Annotated in this window: 23 protein-coding genes and 2 pseudogenes; 6 read left to right on the top strand and 19 right to left on the bottom strand. The window is 39.7% G+C overall.

The features are described 5' to 3' along the window. Nucleotides 1–61 precede the first annotated feature (61 nt). The 3 genes from D0466_RS18520 (at nucleotide 62) to D0466_RS22615 (ending at nucleotide 1419) form a co-directional block, all read left to right on the top strand. Nucleotides 62–325, top strand: a complete 264-nt coding sequence (locus D0466_RS18520) for a hypothetical protein (RefSeq protein ID WP_117324018.1) — start codon at nucleotides 62–64, stop codon at nucleotides 323–325. Nucleotides 326–336: 11 nt separating this feature from the next. Then, nucleotides 337–1017, top strand: a complete 681-nt coding sequence (locus D0466_RS18515; protein WP_117324017.1) for a hypothetical protein — start codon at nucleotides 337–339, stop codon at nucleotides 1015–1017. Between the two features lie 249 nt (nucleotides 1018–1266). Continuing rightward, the gene (locus tag D0466_RS22615) at nucleotides 1267–1419 is read left to right on the top strand and encodes a hypothetical protein (RefSeq protein WP_199484588.1); all 153 of its coding nucleotides are present in this window, start codon (nucleotides 1267–1269) and stop codon (nucleotides 1417–1419) included. Nucleotides 1420–1539: 120 nt separating this feature from the next. Here D0466_RS22615 and D0466_RS18510 read toward each other — a convergent pair whose 3' ends face one another. The 17 genes and pseudogenes from D0466_RS18510 to D0466_RS18420 form a co-directional block, all read right to left on the bottom strand. Further along, a complete protein-coding gene (locus D0466_RS18510; RefSeq protein ID WP_158555943.1) occupies nucleotides 1540–2274 on the bottom strand; it encodes an NPCBM/NEW2 domain-containing protein in 735 nt (244 codons plus the stop codon). Nucleotides 2275–2599: 325 nt separating this feature from the next. Further along, nucleotides 2600–3232 carry a peptidoglycan recognition protein family protein gene (locus tag D0466_RS18505; protein WP_117324015.1) on the bottom strand — a complete coding sequence of 211 codons (633 nt, stop codon included), beginning with the start codon at nucleotides 3230–3232 and terminating at the stop codon, nucleotides 2600–2602. Beyond that, on the bottom strand, nucleotides 3229–3444 hold the full coding sequence (locus tag D0466_RS18500; RefSeq protein ID WP_117324014.1) for a PTS mannose transporter subunit IID: 216 nt from the start codon (nucleotides 3442–3444) through the stop codon (nucleotides 3229–3231). Before D0466_RS18500 ends, D0466_RS18505 begins: the two co-directional genes overlap by 4 nt. Nucleotide 3445: 1 nt before the next feature. After that, nucleotides 3446–3730 carry a hemolysin XhlA family protein gene (locus D0466_RS18495; RefSeq protein WP_117324013.1) on the bottom strand — a complete coding sequence of 95 codons (285 nt, stop codon included), beginning with the start codon at nucleotides 3728–3730 and terminating at the stop codon, nucleotides 3446–3448. A 146-nt stretch (nucleotides 3731–3876) separates the two neighbouring features. Next, nucleotides 3877–5670, bottom strand: a complete 1794-nt coding sequence (locus tag D0466_RS18490) for a glycine-rich protein (protein ID WP_117324012.1) — start codon at nucleotides 5668–5670, stop codon at nucleotides 3877–3879. 544 nt (nucleotides 5671–6214) lie between these two features. After that, the gene (locus D0466_RS18485) at nucleotides 6215–6838 is read right to left on the bottom strand and encodes an SH3 domain-containing protein (RefSeq protein WP_199484587.1); all 624 of its coding nucleotides are present in this window, start codon (nucleotides 6836–6838) and stop codon (nucleotides 6215–6217) included. Between the two features lie 156 nt (nucleotides 6839–6994). Next, nucleotides 6995–7462: an STAS domain-containing protein gene (locus D0466_RS18480; protein WP_407675650.1), complete on the bottom strand. Its 468-nt coding sequence runs from the start codon at nucleotides 7460–7462 to the stop codon at nucleotides 6995–6997. After that, complete coding sequence (locus tag D0466_RS18475) at nucleotides 7414–7563, bottom strand: hypothetical protein (protein WP_233522700.1); 150 nt, start codon at nucleotides 7561–7563, stop codon at nucleotides 7414–7416. Before D0466_RS18475 ends, D0466_RS18480 begins: the two co-directional genes overlap by 49 nt. A 314-nt stretch (nucleotides 7564–7877) precedes the next feature. Further along, the gene (locus D0466_RS18470; protein ID WP_117324010.1) at nucleotides 7878–8543 is read right to left on the bottom strand and encodes a distal tail protein Dit; all 666 of its coding nucleotides are present in this window, start codon (nucleotides 8541–8543) and stop codon (nucleotides 7878–7880) included. Next, nucleotides 8540–9484 (bottom strand): lytic transglycosylase domain-containing protein, encoded by a 945-nt coding sequence (locus D0466_RS18465; protein WP_233522699.1) that lies wholly within the window; start codon nucleotides 9482–9484, stop codon nucleotides 8540–8542. The genes D0466_RS18470 and D0466_RS18465 overlap by 4 nt, the downstream gene beginning before the upstream one ends. 60 nt (nucleotides 9485–9544) lie before the next feature. Next, nucleotides 9545–10852, bottom strand: coding sequence for a hypothetical protein (locus D0466_RS18460; RefSeq protein WP_142919947.1), 1308 nt, complete (start codon nucleotides 10850–10852; stop codon nucleotides 9545–9547). Continuing rightward, nucleotides 10758–11564: pseudogene (locus D0466_RS18455) on the bottom strand (head maturation protease, ClpP-related). The gene D0466_RS18460 and the pseudogene D0466_RS18455 overlap by 95 nt, the downstream one beginning before the upstream one ends. Nucleotides 11565–11593: 29 nt before the next feature. After that, entirely contained in the window at nucleotides 11594–12685 is a 1092-nt protein-coding gene (locus tag D0466_RS18450) for a phage portal protein (protein WP_117324117.1), read from the bottom strand. Nucleotides 12686–13175: 490 nt separating this feature from the next. Further along, nucleotides 13176–13628, bottom strand: a pseudogene (locus D0466_RS18440) (terminase TerL endonuclease subunit); the annotation flags it as partial. A gap of 198 nt (nucleotides 13629–13826) precedes the next feature. Further along, entirely contained in the window at nucleotides 13827–14288 is a 462-nt protein-coding gene (locus tag D0466_RS18430) for a hypothetical protein (protein ID WP_117324006.1), read from the bottom strand. A gap of 12 nt (nucleotides 14289–14300) precedes the next feature. Next, nucleotides 14301–14861, bottom strand: coding sequence for a replication-relaxation family protein (locus tag D0466_RS18425; RefSeq protein ID WP_158555942.1), 561 nt, complete (start codon nucleotides 14859–14861; stop codon nucleotides 14301–14303). Then, on the bottom strand, nucleotides 14848–16140 hold the full coding sequence (locus D0466_RS18420) for an FtsK/SpoIIIE domain-containing protein (RefSeq protein ID WP_142919946.1): 1293 nt from the start codon (nucleotides 16138–16140) through the stop codon (nucleotides 14848–14850). The genes D0466_RS18425 and D0466_RS18420 overlap by 14 nt, the downstream gene beginning before the upstream one ends. 239 nt (nucleotides 16141–16379) lie before the next feature. Here D0466_RS18420 and D0466_RS18415 point away from each other — a divergent pair, with 239 nt between their 5' ends. Next, nucleotides 16380–16622 carry a helix-turn-helix transcriptional regulator gene (locus D0466_RS18415; RefSeq protein ID WP_325048741.1) on the top strand — a complete coding sequence of 81 codons (243 nt, stop codon included), beginning with the start codon at nucleotides 16380–16382 and terminating at the stop codon, nucleotides 16620–16622. A gap of 86 nt (nucleotides 16623–16708) precedes the next feature. Further along, nucleotides 16709–17305 carry a restriction endonuclease gene (locus D0466_RS18410; RefSeq protein WP_233522698.1) on the top strand — a complete coding sequence of 199 codons (597 nt, stop codon included), beginning with the start codon at nucleotides 16709–16711 and terminating at the stop codon, nucleotides 17303–17305. A gap of 237 nt (nucleotides 17306–17542) precedes the next feature. On the opposite strand, the gene D0466_RS18405 is transcribed toward D0466_RS18410, so the two are convergent. Beyond that, on the bottom strand, nucleotides 17543–17653 hold the full coding sequence (locus tag D0466_RS18405; protein WP_117324003.1) for a YjcZ family sporulation protein: 111 nt from the start codon (nucleotides 17651–17653) through the stop codon (nucleotides 17543–17545). A gap of 204 nt (nucleotides 17654–17857) precedes the next feature. On the opposite strand from D0466_RS18405, the gene D0466_RS18400 reads away from it, so the two are divergent. Continuing rightward, nucleotides 17858–17962 carry a sporulation protein YjcZ gene (locus D0466_RS18400; protein WP_117324002.1) on the top strand — a complete coding sequence of 35 codons (105 nt, stop codon included), beginning with the start codon at nucleotides 17858–17860 and terminating at the stop codon, nucleotides 17960–17962. Nucleotides 17963–18314: 352 nt separating this feature from the next. On the opposite strand, the gene D0466_RS22325 is transcribed toward D0466_RS18400, so the two are convergent. Continuing rightward, nucleotides 18315–18663, bottom strand: a 349-nt coding sequence (locus D0466_RS22325) for a hypothetical protein (protein WP_158555941.1), incomplete at its 5' end; no start/stop codon positions are given.

The raw sequence follows: 18663 nt of genomic DNA, 5'->3' as shown, positions 1-18663 counted from the left end.
TTACAAAGTTTCCCTGACTTGTTAGGCTAAAATTAGTTAAATTTCATGAGGATGAAGAAGAATGAACGTACATCTTTTCATAAGCATTTTTAGTTATCGTTCTGGAGGGTCATTTTCTCAAAAGGGAAGCTTCTCAGTGCGGGTATCTGACTTCAAAAAAAACCCAGATAAATCAGCAGCGCTTCCCGCATATGCTTGGTTGAAGAAAGAAAGGTATTTAACGAATGAGTATGAAATACAGAAAGTGGTTTACGATGGGGAAAATGACATTACTGAACTGGTGAAAAAGATAAGGATCGTTCCGAAGGATGATTTACCATTTTAAAGGGGAGCAAAATGAAAAAATATTTATTAATGTGTGCAGCAATATTTTTATTATCAGGATGTGGTTCTGATGAAACTGCGACTCATGGGGATGTAGACCAAGAAAATGAAACTTCCGATACACAACAACAGGAGAATGAACAAGTGGTTGAAGATGAACCCCTTGAGGAAGAAAGCAAAGATACTGACAGTGAGGGACCTTTAACAGAAGTTGGCCAGACGCTTAACGATGAAGGTGTAGGTACAGTTACTTTAAAGAAGATTTCAAATGTGGATACTGACTATAAAATGGATGACTTGACTGTTCATATTGATAAAGCAAAATTATTGTCCATTACAAACATGACTGACGAGTATAAAGATAACGTTGGTGCAACCAGTGATGAGTTTACTTATTTACAAGTGGCGTATACCGTTTCAAATAACTCGAATGAAACCGTAGACTTTAGTGGTTTTAAAACAGCAGTACTGGATAGCGGGAAACAACTCAATATTAAAGAGAATGATATAATTGGTTCTGCCAACCCAGAAAATTTACAAATTTTGCCGAAAGCAACATTGGAAAACAATATATTTGGAATTGAAGTACCATCAAATCTCAGCTTCATCAGAATAAAACCCGAATATGTGATCAATGAGAAAGCACATAAAACCAATCTAAATCCAAAGGAAATAAAAATTGATTTTAAATAAAAAATGGCCCCTCCAACCGGAAGGGCTTTTTAATGTAATAGGAGATTTTTATTAAATTTTGGAATATGTTTTTTGATAATATACAACCGCCTCGCGAAAAGAAAAGATTGAAATTCCAGATTTTCGCTACAGATATTAAGAACAAAGAACATATATTGATAAAAGAACCTCTCAGTATCTATATAGCACAAAATTTTGTCATTCCTTTTAATAGTTACGAATAAATTAATTAGAAGGGGTTTATAACACATGTCACTGAATAAATTAACACGTTTAATGCATGGATTAGCAAAAATACTAGGAGATGTCGATGCGGTTAGAAAAGGGACTATCGGCAAGAGGGTAGCCAGAAGGGTAGCAGATAAAGTAATCGGAAAACTTATGGGGAAATTATTTAAATAATTTTACTCAGTTTAAAGCCCCTCCAGCCGGAAGGGCTTTTTGATTTCTGTATCTGAGGGTTCTCATCCAAAATAAAGAGGCCGCGCATGACAAGACTACTTCTCAAAATTCTATATTCGATTACTTAGGTGATAATGTTGGATTTCCTATTACTGCACTTGTGCCTAAATCTATTGTTAGAAACTTAATACCTCTTAAATCTACCTCAGCATACTTTGCATCAGTTTGGTAATCAAGCTCACCGCTATGAAACAATTCATTCCCATCACCAGTTATTACAATGTTTGATTTCTTGCTAGCATAATCAGACATTCCATAAAAAAATTTCAGACTTGAATATTTACCATCTATCTTATAGTTTATTTTACCTCTGAAAGGTGTAGTATTAGTTCCCAGTAAATTTTTTGAATATCTCTTATTATTAATTGATAAATTATAGTCGATTACAACTTCATGTTTAGAATATTCCTTCATATTGGTTAATGCGATTATACCTTTACTCGGCATAACTCCCAAATATAGTGCTTTTCGAGTTGCATCATATTTTATTTGGTTATCCGTATAATTAGTTAACACTGGAATAATGTCATCAACTTCTACATAATTCCTTCCACTCCACGAAAGAAACCTACTTGTTCCGTTCTGTACGCCATTAGTGAATATCTTTCCAGAAGAAACAGTTGGAATGCTTTTCTTTAATTTAGCATTTTGAGCCTTCAGACTTGCTACTTGTTTTTCTAATGCTGCATTTTTCTTTTTTAAATCTGCAACTGACTCAGCTTTAGCTGATGTTGTGGTACTGAAACTCAAACCGAAACATAAAAGCATAACAATGATAACCGATATTTTTTTCATAGAACCCTCCATAATTAGTATATTTTACCTATTTAATTATACAGAATTAATTTTTATAGAGGAAGAAATTTTTTCATTTTTTACCATAATTAACGTGGATTATTTCCACCTTTATGTTTTTTATTTAATTCAAGATATTAGTTGAAACAACACTTGACAATTGATTTTCTGTTCGTATTTCAATTAACACCGTCCGACAATCTTTCGTTATTCTATAGCCAACCAGTATGTTTCGTTTTGCAAAAATAATCGTCTCCTTATAAGTAATTTTAACCATTTATACAAAACTTCTTACATCCCCCTCCATCCGGAAGGGCTTTTTCATTTACACTCTTTCAATCTCGATTTTTTTAGCACCTTTTTGAACAGCTTTTTCAATAGCCTCAGCCACTCCGGAAGCTTTACTGAAGGCACCTATTTGTTTTCCATCAACTATCACTCGATGAATGACCTCTTTCTTTGTTGGTGATTTCACAGCTTCCTTTTTCGTGTTAGGGTTTATATTTTCGAGTGCTGCCTTCTTCACATCAGCCATTCTAAAGTTTTTACCTGGGCAGGCTGTGGAAGCCCCAGGCATATCCTTGTGACCTACTACATCATTAAGCTGCAGTCCGTATTCCCGGACCAATTGAGCGATTAACCAACCGCCCGCCTTAACCTGTGCATCAGGCATTTTTTCTTTTTCAAAGTCCCCTTGAAAGCAGATACCCAGAGTGTGATCGTTATGCCCCAGGCAGTGTGCCCCTTCATATTTCCCTCGACCTTCCTGAATCCGCCCTTCTTTGGTAATGAAATAGTTGTATCCTATCCCGCTCCATTTCTTTTTATCTTTATGGAAATCATGAATGTCATGGATACCCCAAGTTTTGTGGGCCGGGTGATGCAGCACTAACTTGTCTACTTTTTTAATCGGATCTAAGGCATAACGGAAAGATAACTTTACCTTTTCGATTTTCATCGTTTCTTCCTCCCCTTCAATCTTGATTTGACATGGGTGTTCTTCCACACGGCATAAACATTTATCACGAGGGCAGTGAAAGCAGCTACAACTATAACGAACGCATTAATGCTTTCTGTGGTGAACCAATCAAAGGAGATACCAATGGTTCCAAAAAAGAAAAGGAGAGCCGTTAGGAAGCCCCCCAGTAAAGTGAAGATATCTTTTTTCACATTAATTCCCTCCCCACACGCTAAACACAATGGCAATCACGCCGCCAATAATTCCGGTACATGCAGCTGTGATAATCCCTCCGGTAATTGTGCGCTTTATCCAGGTTGTGTTTTCTTCAATTTTGTTTAATTTCTCATTCAATACGATAATTTGTTGATCGTGACGGTCGCTTGTTCTTTCCAACGTTGATACCCTCTGTTCCAGTGTCTTAAATTCGGCCTTCAATTCCGTTATTTCTTTCTGATTTGTATTCACTGTAGTTGGTACCTCCAATGTTTCAGGCATGGTATCCCCCCTTTTTTAGATATAAAAAATACACCTTCTTCAGGTGTTTGGTTTGTGCCGCATGACCATTGATAAATTTAACACGATACATTTTAATTAAAAAAATACCCTGATGCATATTCTCCAGGGTATTCCATATTCATCATCTATTTATTAGATTTGTTATGCGGCACTGTTACAGTTACACTCTTGTTTGTCACATTGCCTGCTTTATCCGTAGCTCTAAAAGTGATGGTATACACTCGTCCCTTACCTTTCCCTAATCGATCTGCAAGAAGTTTAAAGGTATCAGTGGAGCGAGTAATAGGTGTATGATACTTTGCATTCTGAATATCATCGGATCGAAGTCGTTCATTGCTTGTAATGGATGCTAATACGACCGAATCCATTCCTGAAGTCGCATCTGAAGCGTTAATTATAGCCGTAACCGGAACCATTTTACCATTAGGCGGCCATATGGATGTTTTGTCTAGGCGAATATTTAATGTAGGTGGTGTTTTATCCAGCTTAATTGTTTTTGTATTAAATTGTTCAGTATTCCCAGCGTTATCTGTGCTTCGATAATCAATGACATGCGTTCCATCATCAGATAACGTAAAGGCTCCATTATAAGGTGTCCATTCCCCGCCGTTTAGACGGTATTCTGTATTAGCTGCACCTGATCCGTCTGAATCTTTTGCACTTAAACTAACTTGGACATCTGATGTGTACCAACCATTTTTTCCATTAGGTGTGCCTGGATCCGCACTTAGTGTCGTAACAGGTGCACTGTTGTCGATCTTTACGGTCGCCGTATGCTTGTCTTCTATATTTCCTTCTTTGTCCACGCTCCAATAGGTGATGGTGTGGATGCCTTGAGTCGAAACTTTAACGGAAGTACCACTTTGTTCATCATCATTATCAAGTTTATAATACGTATTAGCAACTCCAGAACCATCCTTATCGGTTGCGGTCAAGTTTACGGTTACATCATTATTTACCCAATCTTTTGGTGCGTCATCCGTGGTAACTGGTGGTGTTGTGTCAGCAAGTGTCTTAAGGGTGATTTTTGCGTATCCATTTCCTGATTGACCATATTGCCTCCCGCCAGATGTAGAAGGCATGGGTTCGTTTCCTGCTATTAACTGAGTGTTGGTCAAATAATAAGATGGGTTTACAGAGTAACCTTCAGGTTTATAAGAGGAAGAGGTAAGAACATAACCGGAACCACCAGCACCACACTCAACTCTATGAAATTCAGTTCTAACTCCAGCATAACCCCCATACCAACCTCCACCTCCCCCTGCTGTGGATGAAGATCCATTCTGACCATACCCGAAAGCATAGCCGGATGTTTGTGTTCCTGCTGCAGTTTCGAAGACTGCTCCACCACTTTCTCCACCACCCCATCCTGCATACCAGTCTTGAGTGTCATCATGACCGCCACCACCACCTGCAACGATAATCCGACTATTCAACGATACGGGGTCTGTTGGACTAGTAGCAGAGATTAATCGAATATCAGTTCCGCCACCACCGCCCATGCCAGATTCATCCTCTGAACCACCGTTTCCTCCGCCATTCCATCCTCCAGATTTTGAACCTTCTTCTCCTACGTAAACATAGAGAGTTTCACCTGCAGTTAATCTAATGTCACCTTTAGCATAACCACCGTAACCCCCTGGTTGGTAACGCCATGGTAGGTAATGTGAGCCTCCTTGAGCACCCCAAACTTCCAATTTATACGTCCCCGTATATGGTGCTGTATATTCCTGAACGGCACCAGTGTACTGAAAATCCCACGAATTCGATTCTGCATATACACTAGAATTGCCTATTACTGGTATTATTCCCAATAAAACCCCTGCAGATAAAACTAAACATGATAGTGTCTTTTTGAAAAACATGTTTGAATTTCTTTTCAAACCATTCTTCTGTTTGTGTAACCACTGAATAGCCAAAAAAACATCAACCTCTCTACTAAGTTTTAAATGGTTATGACAACAAAACTACTTTCTGGTCGTTCCAATCCAAAACAGTTTCCATTTTTGGACTAGATACCCATCAGAAATTAAAAAATGTCCCCCCTTCTTCCAGTTATTCAGTAAGAAAACTTAATAACAGTCTGGATTATACGTTATAACGAATGAAAAATATGTCACAATTAGTAAATTTGATATTTTTTGTAAGAATTAATTTTATGAGAATAAAAGAATGATTTTTTTGGTTACTAGAACATAAAAAATACACCTACTTTTCAGTGGTGTTTACAAAAAAAGCGACCAGCTTTGAAGGGAGACTGGTCGCACAATGAGTAATAAGAAAACAATCAAATGAAGATTGTTTATAACTCTATATTTCTCTCTACAACAGTGCTTTTCCTTCAAATAGCATCTGGTAATTATTTCATTGGTGTCGCATCTGATCCTAATACGATGCATAATAAACCTTTCATTTTTTTGTTAAAAATAAAGTCGTACAAAAAGCACGACTTTATTTTAGCATTCACTTTGTTTTTTTGTAGGTGCCTTCAAATTGATTATAGTAGGTTTTTTTATTAATACTTATCTTAATTGTCGAATTATTCTTGTTAAAAGAGATTTTAGTTTTATTATCACTCGGGTTACCATTAAGTTTATTAGAACTAGCTGTTACCCCTTTATAATTTGCAGTACCAAAATAATCCTCTACATAATACATACCATTAGCTTTTTGGTAATACTCCGATTTAAGATAATAATCGAACTTCCCATTTTTTTGATTCTTAATCGTCATCCATAAACGCCATTTCCCCCCTTTATCATTTCTTTCAAAATAGTAATTACCTATCCAATGTTCATTAGAATTAGAACTTAAATATTTGCTACTAACATAAGCTTTCTTTCCCTTATAACGAATCTCTGACCAACCATTTGAAGTTTTAGAATATACAACTACTTTTGTACCCTTTTTCAATGTTCCAAGAATTTTTGTTGACTTTGCAGTTGAAGGTTTGTCTCTAACATTTAATTTTGCTGCAGTAACTGTTGCTGATAGTGTTGCTGCCTCTGTCTTAGATGAAAAAGGCACTAAAATACTTAGCATCATTACGAAAACTAAAATAACCTTCAATAAGATATTATTTTTCACTACTTTCTCTCCCCCTAGGTGATATTAACTATTTAATATTAGCAAAATACTCCTATGTTGTAACTATTTTCCGAAAAACCTAAAGGAGTGAACATAATCTTCCGGATACGACAGAAAAAGCCAACAGAATACTGTTGACTTCATCAACTTTTTAACTTACGAAAAACTTTTCTTATCTCCAAGTTCACGTATTGCTTGCTGTACAGTTCCATATATTTGTATTAAAGATAAATCCGCTCCCAGCTGAATCACGCTTCGTGAAACAGCAGGACTGATTCCCGTAACAATAGAACGAACACCAAGTAAACCTAGAACGGCACTAGTTTTAAACAGAAAGTCGATTACCATTTGATCAAGTTCATAGATGCCTGAAAAATCGCTAATTAAAGTATGGACATTCTGTTCTTGAACTTTTAACGGCACATTTTCCAGAATATATCTCGCCCTATCAAAATCGATAGTTCCCACAAGGGGCAACACAGCTACCCCTTCTAAAACAGGGACGACTGGAGCTGATAGTGCAAATATTTCTTTCGACACTTTTTCTAGTTCTCTTTCGATGTCTTTACGCTGTGTTATATCTCTGACGACAGATAGAATCGCTTTTTTACCCTCATATAGAATTGGAGTACAATTTGTTTCAACGTCAACAAGCGTACCATCAAACCGTCGTAATTTTTTTCGATGATTCCAGTCGGTTTATTTTCTTCAAGGATGGACTTCATATGACTGGCTGTCAGCCCTATATACTCCTCAGGTATGATATCAGATACAGATTTACCTATAACCTCCTCGCTAGAAGCTGCCCTTAAAAATGTTACTCATGCCAGGTTTATATACATGAATGTGTTTTCTTGTTGAATAATAATTGTCTCTGCGGAAGAATCGACGATTTGACGAAACATTTCTTCATTTGTATTATTTTTCATGAAAATCCAGCACCCCTCACAACATATCACTTTTTATCATTACTAAACATTAATGTAGCAGCAGGAAGATACTGTTCACATTCTTGTTAACCTAACAAATAATGCAAAAACTATTCACTTTTTGTAGTCTCATTACTGACCCTCTCCCACAGGGCTATATCCGTTGCTGGATCATGCAGCACAGTTTCATATTCCTTCAATGGAGCCTCACCTGAATCTGCATCAAGTTCGCCACCAACATATACATAACGGTCCCTTGTTGTGACAGCCACCATGGTATTGTCTTTCGTAGCAATCCCACGAATAACAGGGAAAATAGTCTGCTCCCCTTTTGGTGTGAATTCTATTCTAGTCCCCGTAATTGGTACCGTGATGTGATCTCCGTAACGTAAAGGGTCACTGCATGTAAAAGTCAGGGAGGTTTGCAAGTCATAACCCGTAAGTTCCACCCATTCTCCAACTCCAGAAAAGTAACCGTAATAAACCCATTCTGGTTCTTGATCAAAATACAATTCCCCCTCAAATGCGTTTTGATGGATTGTCATATTTGCCAGGAGTCTTTTTTTATCATTTTGTTCGCGTTGTCTTCCACAAAGTAATGTGATGTCTATTGTGATAGTTCTCTCGCCAATGTTATTCCCAAAAAAAAGGACACCCCTACGACCCGGGATGTCTGTGGTTACAGAGGATATGGCAGGAGCTAACGGTACATTGACTTTATTTACATGAATCCCTAATGACTTAAACGACGTACCTATATAAGTCATACTGTTCATGTTGTTACCACTCCCTTCGCCCTGTTTTGTCTGTAACTCCGTTTATTTTGTACATCTGATATGGATTTCTCCATCTGCTTGCTGTCCAGGTATACGTTCGTATCTTTTAGGACTAGCTGAGTAAGCAACTCTATTTGTTGCTGCATGAGATGGATCTGTGTGGACATTGCATCTAACATATCCTCGCTTCTTCCCCCAGTTGTGGAAGGCTCTCCTAAAACCTTACTGCTTACGTTCGCTAGTAGCTGTAAGGCTCTCCCACGCTTTGCCTTACTTAACGGGATAATGGCTTCGGGTCCAGCTTCCCCCACAAGTCCTATGTGAGGTTTACGGATAATGCCGCCATTTGCGTAAGGTTTATAACCTCCACCCCTGGACATTGACTTAATCCCTGGATGACCCCAGATGCCACCATACCGCGAAATAAGGTAACTGATAGCTGCAACAGCAGAGTGCAAAGGGTTAGTCCTATCTCCCATACCCTTCATCATATGCGCTCTAAAAGTTGAACCGATAATTTGGAATAAACCGACTGATGGATCTCCCCTCTTGGCGTTAATGTCCCAATTGTTAATTGCCCTTGGGTTAAACCCTGACTCTTTTTGCGCTACTGTCATTAACGGTCCCAACCAAGACATAGGCTGTCCTGTAATCCGGAGCGCTTGGATAATCGCAGCCCGAGCCATAGCAGCTTCTCCGCCAGAGAAATTACCAAAGGATGACAGGGCTTTGTCCAGCAGGGCTTGAATACCCTTAACTGCTATATTAGAGATATATTTGACTGGACTTCCACTAATCTTAGTGAACCAGCTAGGAATCAATTTATCTGACAGGCCAAATTGGGACTTTGCAGAATCCCAAATAGCTTTCGGACCTTTCGTAATTGCATCAAAGAAAGTACCAATACCATTGGCATATCCCGGGAAACCATAAGATTTCAATAATCTTTCAGTATGCTTGTTTGGTAAAACGGAAGTACCTTTAGGAAGATTGCTATGATACTAAGGTCCTCTAGCACCGAGCATGGTAACACCTGTACCCGGGATATGGGCCAACTCTCTTCCCTTTTCCCCCACAATTGCAGGGCCACCAGGATGACCTGTGGAAGATGTACCTGTGGCGTAACGTGCTTCTTCACTCTTTGTTTTCTTCGCAGCCTTTAATGCAGTGGTGTTTGATTTAAAGCCAAACATGCTCTTGATTTTACCCATAATTTCGAATACTTTTTCCCACATTAAATTCCAACCTGTTTTTACTTTGCCTGTTTCTTCGTCAATATACCTACCGTGGGAACCAGCTTGTTCTTTAGCTTCTTTCACAACATTTTTGTGCATGCTTTTCGCTTTTTTCACTGCATGGTCATGTTGTCGATTCGCTTCCCGAATAATTTTCGCCGCTTCTTTAGCACTAATTGAACCTGTTTCATCACGTTCTCGGATCGCGGCAGCTATTACTTTATCTCTTTTAGTGACAGCGTCCTTGATGGCAGCATTTTTGGATTTTAAACTGTTTCTGATTGTTTCTGCAGCTTGTCTCGCTGTGATGCTTCCGGATGCATTTTTAAGCCGTTCCATAATGGCTTTTTCTTCAACTTCACCCTTTGACATAGTTTGAACAGCCATATTCATCATTCTATTTAGAATGTGATTGATTTCTCTCTGTTCACCTTCAGTTATATCTCTTTTTTCTTTTGCTGCACGATTTGTAATAGCTTTGAGTCGATTCTGCATATGTTGAAGAGATTTTTCACGTTCAATTTGTTTACCCTTTATCTTGTTTAGGATTGCCTGTTCTTCTTTTCCAGTAAGGGCTTTGCTGTTCTGAAAGAAAGTATTCATGTGGCTGTAGCTTTGGTCAAACTCTTTTTTCATACTAGAAGAAATTTTTCTTGCCATCTCAGCGAATTTACCTGATAAATCATTTGATATTTTTTTAGTAATGGTTGTTCCAGACCAAAGCAACTCATTTAATTCAGTTGTAGCTTCATAATTCAGTTTTTTATAACCTAGAACAGCCTTTGAGGTAGAATCAGAGACTTTGTTGCCAAAGCTATCTAATGCGGGGATTTGCTCTTCTTTAAGGTGTTTATACAACTTCGTCCCCCCTTTCACTAAAAGAGGGATAGCCATAGTAGCCAATATACCAATCGGACCGCCTAAGCCTCCTGCGGCAATTCTGGCCACACCGAAACCTTTTGATAAAATACCTATGTTTTTACCCGCTCCTAATGCTTTCCCATCTAGACCAGTGAGACCACCGGCAGTGGTGGCAGCATTCTTTCCGACTGCCGTTACAGATGCACTCGTCAACGAAGAGCCTTCCCAAGTTCCGTTTGGCAGAGGCTGCAGGTGCGGCAGATGCTGCTGGTTCTTTAATTGGCTCTCTTGGTTCCTGTTTTTTTAGTTGTGACAATTCATTTTGCAGATTAAATACAATGGATTTAAGGTTTTCGATTTCGGTATCGGCATTGTCTGTCGTTTCATTGACTTTATCAGCCAATCCAAGATCAACCGCTTCCCCTGCTGTGAACCAAGTTTCCGATTCCACAAGCGTATCCAGGTCTTCTCGGCTGCCAGTATATCGCGTCATGTAAATATCAGCGATGGACTTATCGATTCCCTCAAGTGCATTGAGAGTTTTACGGATTTCATTCTTAGTGCCCCACGTAAAGGTAGATGCTTAATGGATCATCATCATGGATCCGGTATTCATGATAAGTTCATCGGCTGCCATGGCGATGATAGAAGCTGCGCTCGCTGCAAGTCCTTCCACATTGACGATAACCTTTGCCTTGTGGTTTTTAAGCTGATTGTAAATGGCTATGCCGTCAAAAGCGTCACCACCTGGACTATTCAACCGAATAGTAATGGTGTCACTTTCAACTTGTTCAAGTGCGTTTTTGACATCATTAGCAGAAACGGATTCATTCCACCATGATTCACCGATATCGCCATAGATGGTGATTTCTGTTGTATCATTAGTAGCTTCAGCCTTAAACTCATGCTTGATCGTAGCCGCCATTTTGTTGGCTCTTTCATTCTTAAATCGCTTCACTCATTCTCACCTCCTTCAAGTACCTCAGAATAGTTTTTGGTCATTACATACTTATCTAACAATGGGTCATCCACCCTTTCCAGGCCGAACTTGCTTCTTATTTCATTTCCATTCATGACCCCTGAAGCTCTAATCTTGTCAATCGCTGTTGCCAGGTCAAAAACGTTCTGATAAGAAACTTGCCAGATATCAATGCATTTCCCTTTCAGGTAATCGTCCTGGGTAAAGAACTTAACGTCTGCTTGATCCTTTATTTTTTTCAACAAAGGACTAACAGTGAAAAGCATATAGTTTTTGGTTTGCTTCTCTACATCGGCCATGTCTCCATGAAGCAAGCTAGTGGGAATACCCATGGCCATTGCAACTTGATCCAAGAAGCCGTTGGTTACTCTGTTTACTTCATCCACACTTTGACCGTTAACCGAGCCGCCGCCGTTTGTCTGTTCAGAGTATTTAAACCCTGGCTGCTGTGGAATGATAGCCACATCTTTTTCACCAATAGCTTTGTACATGTTATCAATGAATTCCTGAAGCTTCTTTTGGTGTTGTTCACTTTTCGCTGCCAGCATGTCCATATCTACAGTTGCACGGACTTGATTCTTTCTCTTTTGTGCATTTAAGATGCGTCCGAAAAGGTCTCCATAATCAGAAAATAACCCATCAATCAAGGGTGATAGGTTTTCGTTTTTATATCTCAGATGAATGACTTCGTTTTGCCGAAAACTTCGCTTGAATTCGTATTCCTTCACCTTTACCTTAGTGAATGTATCCTCCAAAACAGCATACTCGTTGTGCTCGAAGTCATCTGCGATAAGAAGATCCCCGTCATCGGCTTGGATGATTAGACACTCATTGTCATAGACCAATTTGTGGACGAATGTTTGCCAAAAGGTACTGGCCGTCATGTTTTTGTTAGGCCTGACATTTAACCGGTGATAGAGTTCATCCTTTATAAACTCCTTACCATCCTTAATCCGGAATTCAGATTGGCTAATCGTCCGGCCAAGAAATGAAACACATGTATCAAAAGCCAGCTTTTTCATATGGATTCTTGTGGATGTATCTTGGAAAAATTCCACATCAAACATGAATCCGAGTTCACTATTCCTTTTTAATATCGCATCCAGAAACCCCAATAATCATCACCCCTTTAATATGCGGTCAAAGACACGATAAACCAAAATAAATTTTAAATTCCGACAAAGTCTCTTATATATAAATTAGATTTTTCATGTTAAGGTGAATCTATTAAACATATTATTCTGGGAACTACGAGACTTCTCTTAGTCAACTCCCTATATTAAGGAGGAGATAAGAAACATGTCCTTAGAGCATGCAAAAACAATGTTGAAAACCATAAAACAGTACTCTAATAGTGAAATATCATTAACTTTTAACGATAATAGATCGACACCAATATTATGTGTGTGTTACAAGGGTTCTTATTTTGAAATTACAAACCTAAGAACCTCTGACATTAAAACTTTTAACGATGTTGAATCTACGATTGTATTTATTGAGACAGAATTACATGATAAAGTATTACACCCCTCTAATTGTTAGGATTTTTTCGACTCTTTAAAATTTGATACCAGCTAAAAAAAAGTCGATTTCATCCACAAGTATATTATCTGCCTGCCATAGGGCATGGATGAATGCCTGGAATCCGTCTGTTTTCCGCCTCACTTCATCCTTCTTCAAATACTCTTTATTCCCATCTTTCTTTATGTGAACATATACGTTGTTTGTATACCAACGCATAAGAGGATTGTCATCGAAAATAATGTGCTGTTTTGCAAACATTGTTTCTACTTTAGGTGCCAGCAGCGAGTGAATCGCTTTTGGGTTACGGATATACAACAAATTAAATCCTTCTGCTTCTAATGCGGTTTTAACAAGGTCCAATCTAAATGTATCGGCTACAATCGTATCAACACCATATATCTCCCTCATTTCAACAAACCAATTAACGATATGAGAGATATCAATGACTGGCTCATCGACAATAGTAAGAAGACCGTCTTCTTCCCACTGCTTAACCGGCACTGCCGTCTTCATATCGGATTGATAACCCTTTACCTATCGCAGCCGTTCCGTCGTAAATCCGGTCAACTACGCCCTCCCCGACGGCTTGCAGCGAAGTACCCTCCGGCATGGCAATATCGATTCCGGTGTGCGGTGTTTTGTGTACCGCGTCGACGTCGCCGAACCGACTTGTAATCCGGACAATCATATCGCCTTCATAGCTTCAACGAGGATATTTAGCGCAAGGGGAGTCATTTGGACCAGCGCATAGCCCAGGCCAGCACCCGACATCATGCCGAAGCCTTTTTCACGGTTGCCGATCATGATAAAAAGAGCCCCGCCAAGCACTACGACCATTGCCACCGGATAAGCAAGCGCCTGGACTAAGGTAATCAACGGATCAAAGGCGTGAAGCATCTTATCGTACATAGCGTTGGTGGCTGCCGTGGCGGAACCTGCAACCGGGTAAGCTTCCGCAGCAAAGGCGACTTTCTCCGTAAACAATGGCTTAATGGCTAATGGAATTACACTTAGCGCCCCTAGGACGCCCAGTGATTCGCGAACCTCTTCCGTATACTGAAACCGACTATTTGTAGGTTTTGGATCCTTGTGGGCCATAAAATTGCTGATTGTACCGACTACTTCCGTTTTGTTCCGTTTAAACATGCTGTCATCCTCCTATGCGGTGAAATCCGATGTAGTAAATACCTGGGTGTTCATTCCTCCACTAAGCTTCCTCAATTCTTCGCGACGGTGCTCGCTGTTGGTAATCCAAACGAATTTCGGCGCCATCATGCCGAACGATCCCCGCTGCCTTAGTATCCGATACCTTTCAATCTTCGCCTGATTCTTCTTCATTGTCTGCGTGTTATCGACTTCAACGATTACATAAACGTCGCCCTGCTTAAAAAGTGCGTCTGCCACACAAGTAACGTTTTCCTTCTTAGTTGCTCCTTCGCTTCTTATCCGCATTTCATTGCGCCAGGACTCCGGACAACCAAACGCGATGTATATGTGATTCCGCATGATGTTATGCTGTATGTTGCCGGTGCTTTTGCGCACTTTATCGCAATTTACAAGCGCCCTGCCTGCTGCGTTTAAATAGTAAACAAATTCACCGTCTCGGATTACGCTTAGATATTCCTCCATTTGCTTGAGAACTCGCTGGGCATTACGGTCACTTTTAAGGTTTTGTATTGCCTGAATTTGATTACGTGTTAAGAAATCAAGCCTCTTCAAAGTAAGTAATATAGCTTCCTCCCGTACCTTCCTCTTTGCCTCTAGATGATGCACCGGACTTTTCACTCCTCGCTCTAAAGGTGATGTGAGGCGTTAATTTCGTATCGATAAAATCGTTCTTAATAAACGGTGTTTGAACAATAACGTCTCGATCGGTCTGATATATCGCCCTGCCACGTAATCCTACAGGCAAGGCTTCGGCACCTTTCCGGTCAAGCACGACCATACTTTGCGTGCTGTTCTTCAATTTGAAGCATAAGGCCGCGCTCGTATTCGCCTTAACCTGGCGCGGAAACACATCTGCTACGGGATATTGCGTGGCGAAAATCATGCGATACCCAAGCCCGGCACCAATACGCGCGATCTCTCCAAGTAAGTACGTGCAACGTTCACGCTGTGCCTTGTCTTCAAAGCCCGCGATTTCCGCGCCTTCATCCACTATAATGAAATGCCGTTCCTTCCATCCCGCCTCTCCAATGTCTTCCCAACCCTTCGATAAGAATAGCGCCTGGCGTTGCCCCATTTCCGCATGAATTAAATCGAGGGCGAGCAACGATTCTTCCGCGTTCTTGGCGACGGTGTGAACCTGTTTACAATTAGAGAAACGGCTAAAGGCTAATCCACCCTTGAGGTCCACGAGAGTCAGCTTCACATTATCAGGCTCGTTATGGATTAACGTTGTAATGGAGTTCTTTAGAAAAACCGTTTTCCCGTACCGAGTCATTCCGGCCACTACGAGCATCTGCATTTTTTCAAAGTCATGCTTTATAAACTCCCGCATTGTGACGCCTTTTGGCACCTCCCAGCCACCCACCTTCGCAAGCAGCTCGTCGTCATAAGGTAAGTCATCGGTAAGGCCTTTGTCATACACCCGGATAATAAGCATGCCGTCGTACTCCATTTCGATGTTCTTATTCAACTGGTCGCGGTTTTCGAGTATTTTACGGATTTGCTTAACGATATTCCGGTCCGGCTTCAGCTTTTTAAAGTCGCGTAAATGAATCCGGTGCTGACTGCGGTTATTTAAGCCGTCCTTAAATTTTCCGTACTTCTCTAGGAAATCTTCGAGCTCGAGTCCTAACGGAATCTTATAAACATATTCCGTGTAATTCGGTTTCTTCTTTCGCTCCCGTTTCCGACGGTACAGGCGCAGCTTCTCTCCGTTTTTGTACAGGCCGGAGTTCTCTGCGATTTTCAGAATTTTATCGTTATCGTCCTTCGTGTTCGTCCGGAAATAATGACTAGCGCCCCAAACTCCGAGCATACTGGCTGTCGACACTACCTCAAATAGCAAATCGCCACGCTCCCTTCTATATCTGATATAGATAGTTGCAAGAAAAACGACTCCGAAAGCGAATGTTATGGATGTTGGTATGCGTAAGGTTAATGCGAGATTTTATCCGTTCGCGCTTCCGTTTTGTGACCGTTTGGTAATGCGTATGGTAAAGAGTATGGGAGGACGCCCAAAAACTTGCACGTCCATAACAAAATTAGTTGGATATTTATTGAAGTATTTTTATGAAAGGTAAACCGGTCGCTAACGGAGAAATAAATATAGAGGTGTTTCGCATGCTTAAAAGTAATATTGGTGAACTTATTAAACAATCGAAATATAAACGAGAGTTTATTATGAATGAATTAAACGTGTCCGCAAATACGTTGTCTAATTGGTGTACCGGAAAAAGTATGCCATCATTATATAAGGCGTTTAAGTTGGCTGAAATATTAGGTTGTATGGTGGATGACTTGTACGAAAAATAGAGAGTGCATTGCAAAAGTGGACAAGTATAGGCTTCAAACCTCTTGTTTAAAATAGAACGAAAGGTTCTATAAGAGGTGAGAAAAGATTGGCTAAACTGGTGAGAAGAGCTAAAAAGAACATTCAGACATATTTGATCGCTGCGTTCAGCGTCTATATATGGTACGTGGGAACATTTGATTTCATTAAGGAGAATCCTAATGAGGTGTCTACAGGTTTAGTTATGCTTTCTTTACCATTCTTGGTTGCGTTAACTTTTAAGTCTGTACGGAAAGAATTCTTTGGATTATTTTTATTTCTAAAAAGCTTAATTCGATATAAAAGTATTCTACCTACTGACCTAAGAGAAATCGATCATATGGATGGTTTTGAATTTGAAAGGTTTTTAAAACCGGTCTTTGAACGACATGGATATCTTGCAGAGGTAACACAAGGTTCTGGAGATTTCGGAGCTGATTTAATATTGCATAAAGGGCGGAAAAAATACGTGGTTCAAGCAAAACGCTACAATAGTAATATTGGAGTCAGTGCAGTTCAGCAAGTTGTTGCTGCAGTGAATTACTATAAAGCCACCTCTGCTATTGTGGTAACTAATCAGTATTTTACACATCCAGCAATCGAGTTGGCTAAAGTTAACAAAGTAATTCTCATCGATAGAGATAAGCTTTCAAAAATGATCCTATAAAATCGAAGATGGATTAAAATGATCGGGGAATACGTTCTGGCGAAGCGAAGGTAACATACAACGGAGAGCACGATATAACGGAGATTGTCCGCCAGTTGCGGCCGGTGATTGACGATCTACCGTTTTAAAATGTATTGACTAAGTTAAATGAACAGCAAGGGTATATTTAGATTTTTCAGCAAAGAATAAGGACCCTCCACATGAGAGAGTCCTTTTTAAAGGTCCAAAAACTATTGATTAATAACCGCCGCCACAAAATCCTGAACAGCCAATAATCACCAATAATACGAAAATTACAAGAATAAAAGCAAATTGGCCGCCGTAGCCACCGCCAGTGTATTCACCCATATAGTTATCCTCCTTTATGTGTTAGTGGAAAAGCTATCTTACAATTTCATACTATGTACAACCCGTTTAATGGGACAGGGCAAAGAGTTTGTCCTACTTAAAAATGTGCCTTTTCATCAATTTGATAAATGCTTTTAAAAAAGGCTGCCAATTTAATAGCTTGTACATATTATAAGATTGAGTAAAAGAAAAGGAGTGAATAGTATGGGTGAGAATTACGGACAAGGACGTGGCAGAGAAGCTGCATTCGTTCTTGTAATTTTCGTTCTGTTGGTTATCATTTTAGGAATCAGTTCCTTCGGTTACTAATCAAAAAACCGCCGCATAATTGGACAAGTCCAGTTTAGGACGAGTCCTATAGAAAAAGCCTTTTAATTAGTGAATGCCTAGTTATTAGGCTTTTTCTTGTTAAAAACAGGCTGTCACTTTGCGAGCTTGTACATAGTATAAATTAAGCCGAAGCCAGCCAGCATATCTGCCATTCTCCTCCTTTTCGAAATGGCAAAAAAAGAAGCCTGATAATTAGGAGTCCCTGATTATTGGGCTTCTTTCAATTGTAATTTGTTTTTCCAGCAAAGATTAAAGGGACTGTCATCAAAGGCAGCCCCTTTTTATATGTCCCCCCAAAAAAACGCCTTGACCATAGCGGCCAGGGCGCTCTTTAATTCCATTCATTCGGAAATCTAGCGATATTTTCATCTTTGAATTTTTCGTTAAAGATAATATCGAAACCTACTCTGTTTGGATCAACGATAACATCATCCGAAAATGAAATACCGAGTCCTTTCTCTATTTCATTGATTGAGTTAACCGTCTCAAGCTGCATATGTGCGATTTTACCTTCGTAAACAATAACGGAAGCGTAATCGAAAATGTCGCTAGCAGAGTAGAAAAGTAAGTCGGTGTTGACCTTTGTACCGTCCCTAAATTCGAATAGACCGTCTAGCCATTGTTTCTCCTGTGGATCCTTCGTGTACTTCTTATCGAATTCAGCGAAAGTGATTTCGGTT

Origin of the sequence: Peribacillus glennii, from assembly GCF_003429105.1 — a bacterium.
In the GTDB taxonomy this organism is placed as follows: Bacteria; Bacillota; Bacilli; order Bacillales; family DSM-1321; genus Peribacillus; species Peribacillus glennii.
Note: the sequence above shows the minus strand (reverse complement) of the source record. Positions and strands in the feature narration are given on the sequence as shown.

What these genes read in the sequence shown, in the direction of transcription:
- D0466_RS18400 (WP_117324002.1), top strand. Translation starts at nt 17,858, where the DNA reads ATGGGTGAGAATTACGGACAAGGACGTGGCAGAGAAGCTGCATTCGTT.
- D0466_RS18470 (WP_117324010.1), bottom strand. Translation starts at nt 8,543, where the DNA reads ATGAACAGTATGACTTATATAGGTACGTCGTTTAAGTCATTAGGGATT.
- D0466_RS18475 (WP_233522700.1), bottom strand. Translation starts at nt 7,563, where the DNA reads ATGAAGTCCATCCTTGAAGAAAATAAACCGACTGGAATCATCGAAAAA.
- D0466_RS18450 (WP_117324117.1), bottom strand. Translation starts at nt 12,685, where the DNA reads ATGTTTGATGTGGAATTTTTCCAAGATACATCCACAAGAATCCATATG.
- D0466_RS18415 (WP_325048741.1), top strand. Translation starts at nt 16,380, where the DNA reads ATGAAAGGTAAACCGGTCGCTAACGGAGAAATAAATATAGAGGTGTTT.
- D0466_RS18515 (WP_117324017.1), top strand. Translation starts at nt 337, where the DNA reads ATGAAAAAATATTTATTAATGTGTGCAGCAATATTTTTATTATCAGGA.
- D0466_RS18520 (WP_117324018.1), top strand. Translation starts at nt 62, where the DNA reads ATGAACGTACATCTTTTCATAAGCATTTTTAGTTATCGTTCTGGAGGG.
- D0466_RS22615 (WP_199484588.1), top strand. Translation starts at nt 1,267, where the DNA reads ATGTCACTGAATAAATTAACACGTTTAATGCATGGATTAGCAAAAATA.
- D0466_RS18405 (WP_117324003.1), bottom strand. Translation starts at nt 17,653, where the DNA reads ATGGGTGAATACACTGGCGGTGGCTACGGCGGCCAATTTGCTTTTATT.
- D0466_RS18430 (WP_117324006.1), bottom strand. Translation starts at nt 14,288, where the DNA reads ATGTTTAAACGGAACAAAACGGAAGTAGTCGGTACAATCAGCAATTTT.
- D0466_RS18510 (WP_158555943.1), bottom strand. Translation starts at nt 2,274, where the DNA reads ATGAAAAAAATATCGGTTATCATTGTTATGCTTTTATGTTTCGGTTTG.
- D0466_RS18505 (WP_117324015.1), bottom strand. Translation starts at nt 3,232, where the DNA reads ATGAAAATCGAAAAGGTAAAGTTATCTTTCCGTTATGCCTTAGATCCG.
- D0466_RS18495 (WP_117324013.1), bottom strand. Translation starts at nt 3,730, where the DNA reads ATGCCTGAAACATTGGAGGTACCAACTACAGTGAATACAAATCAGAAA.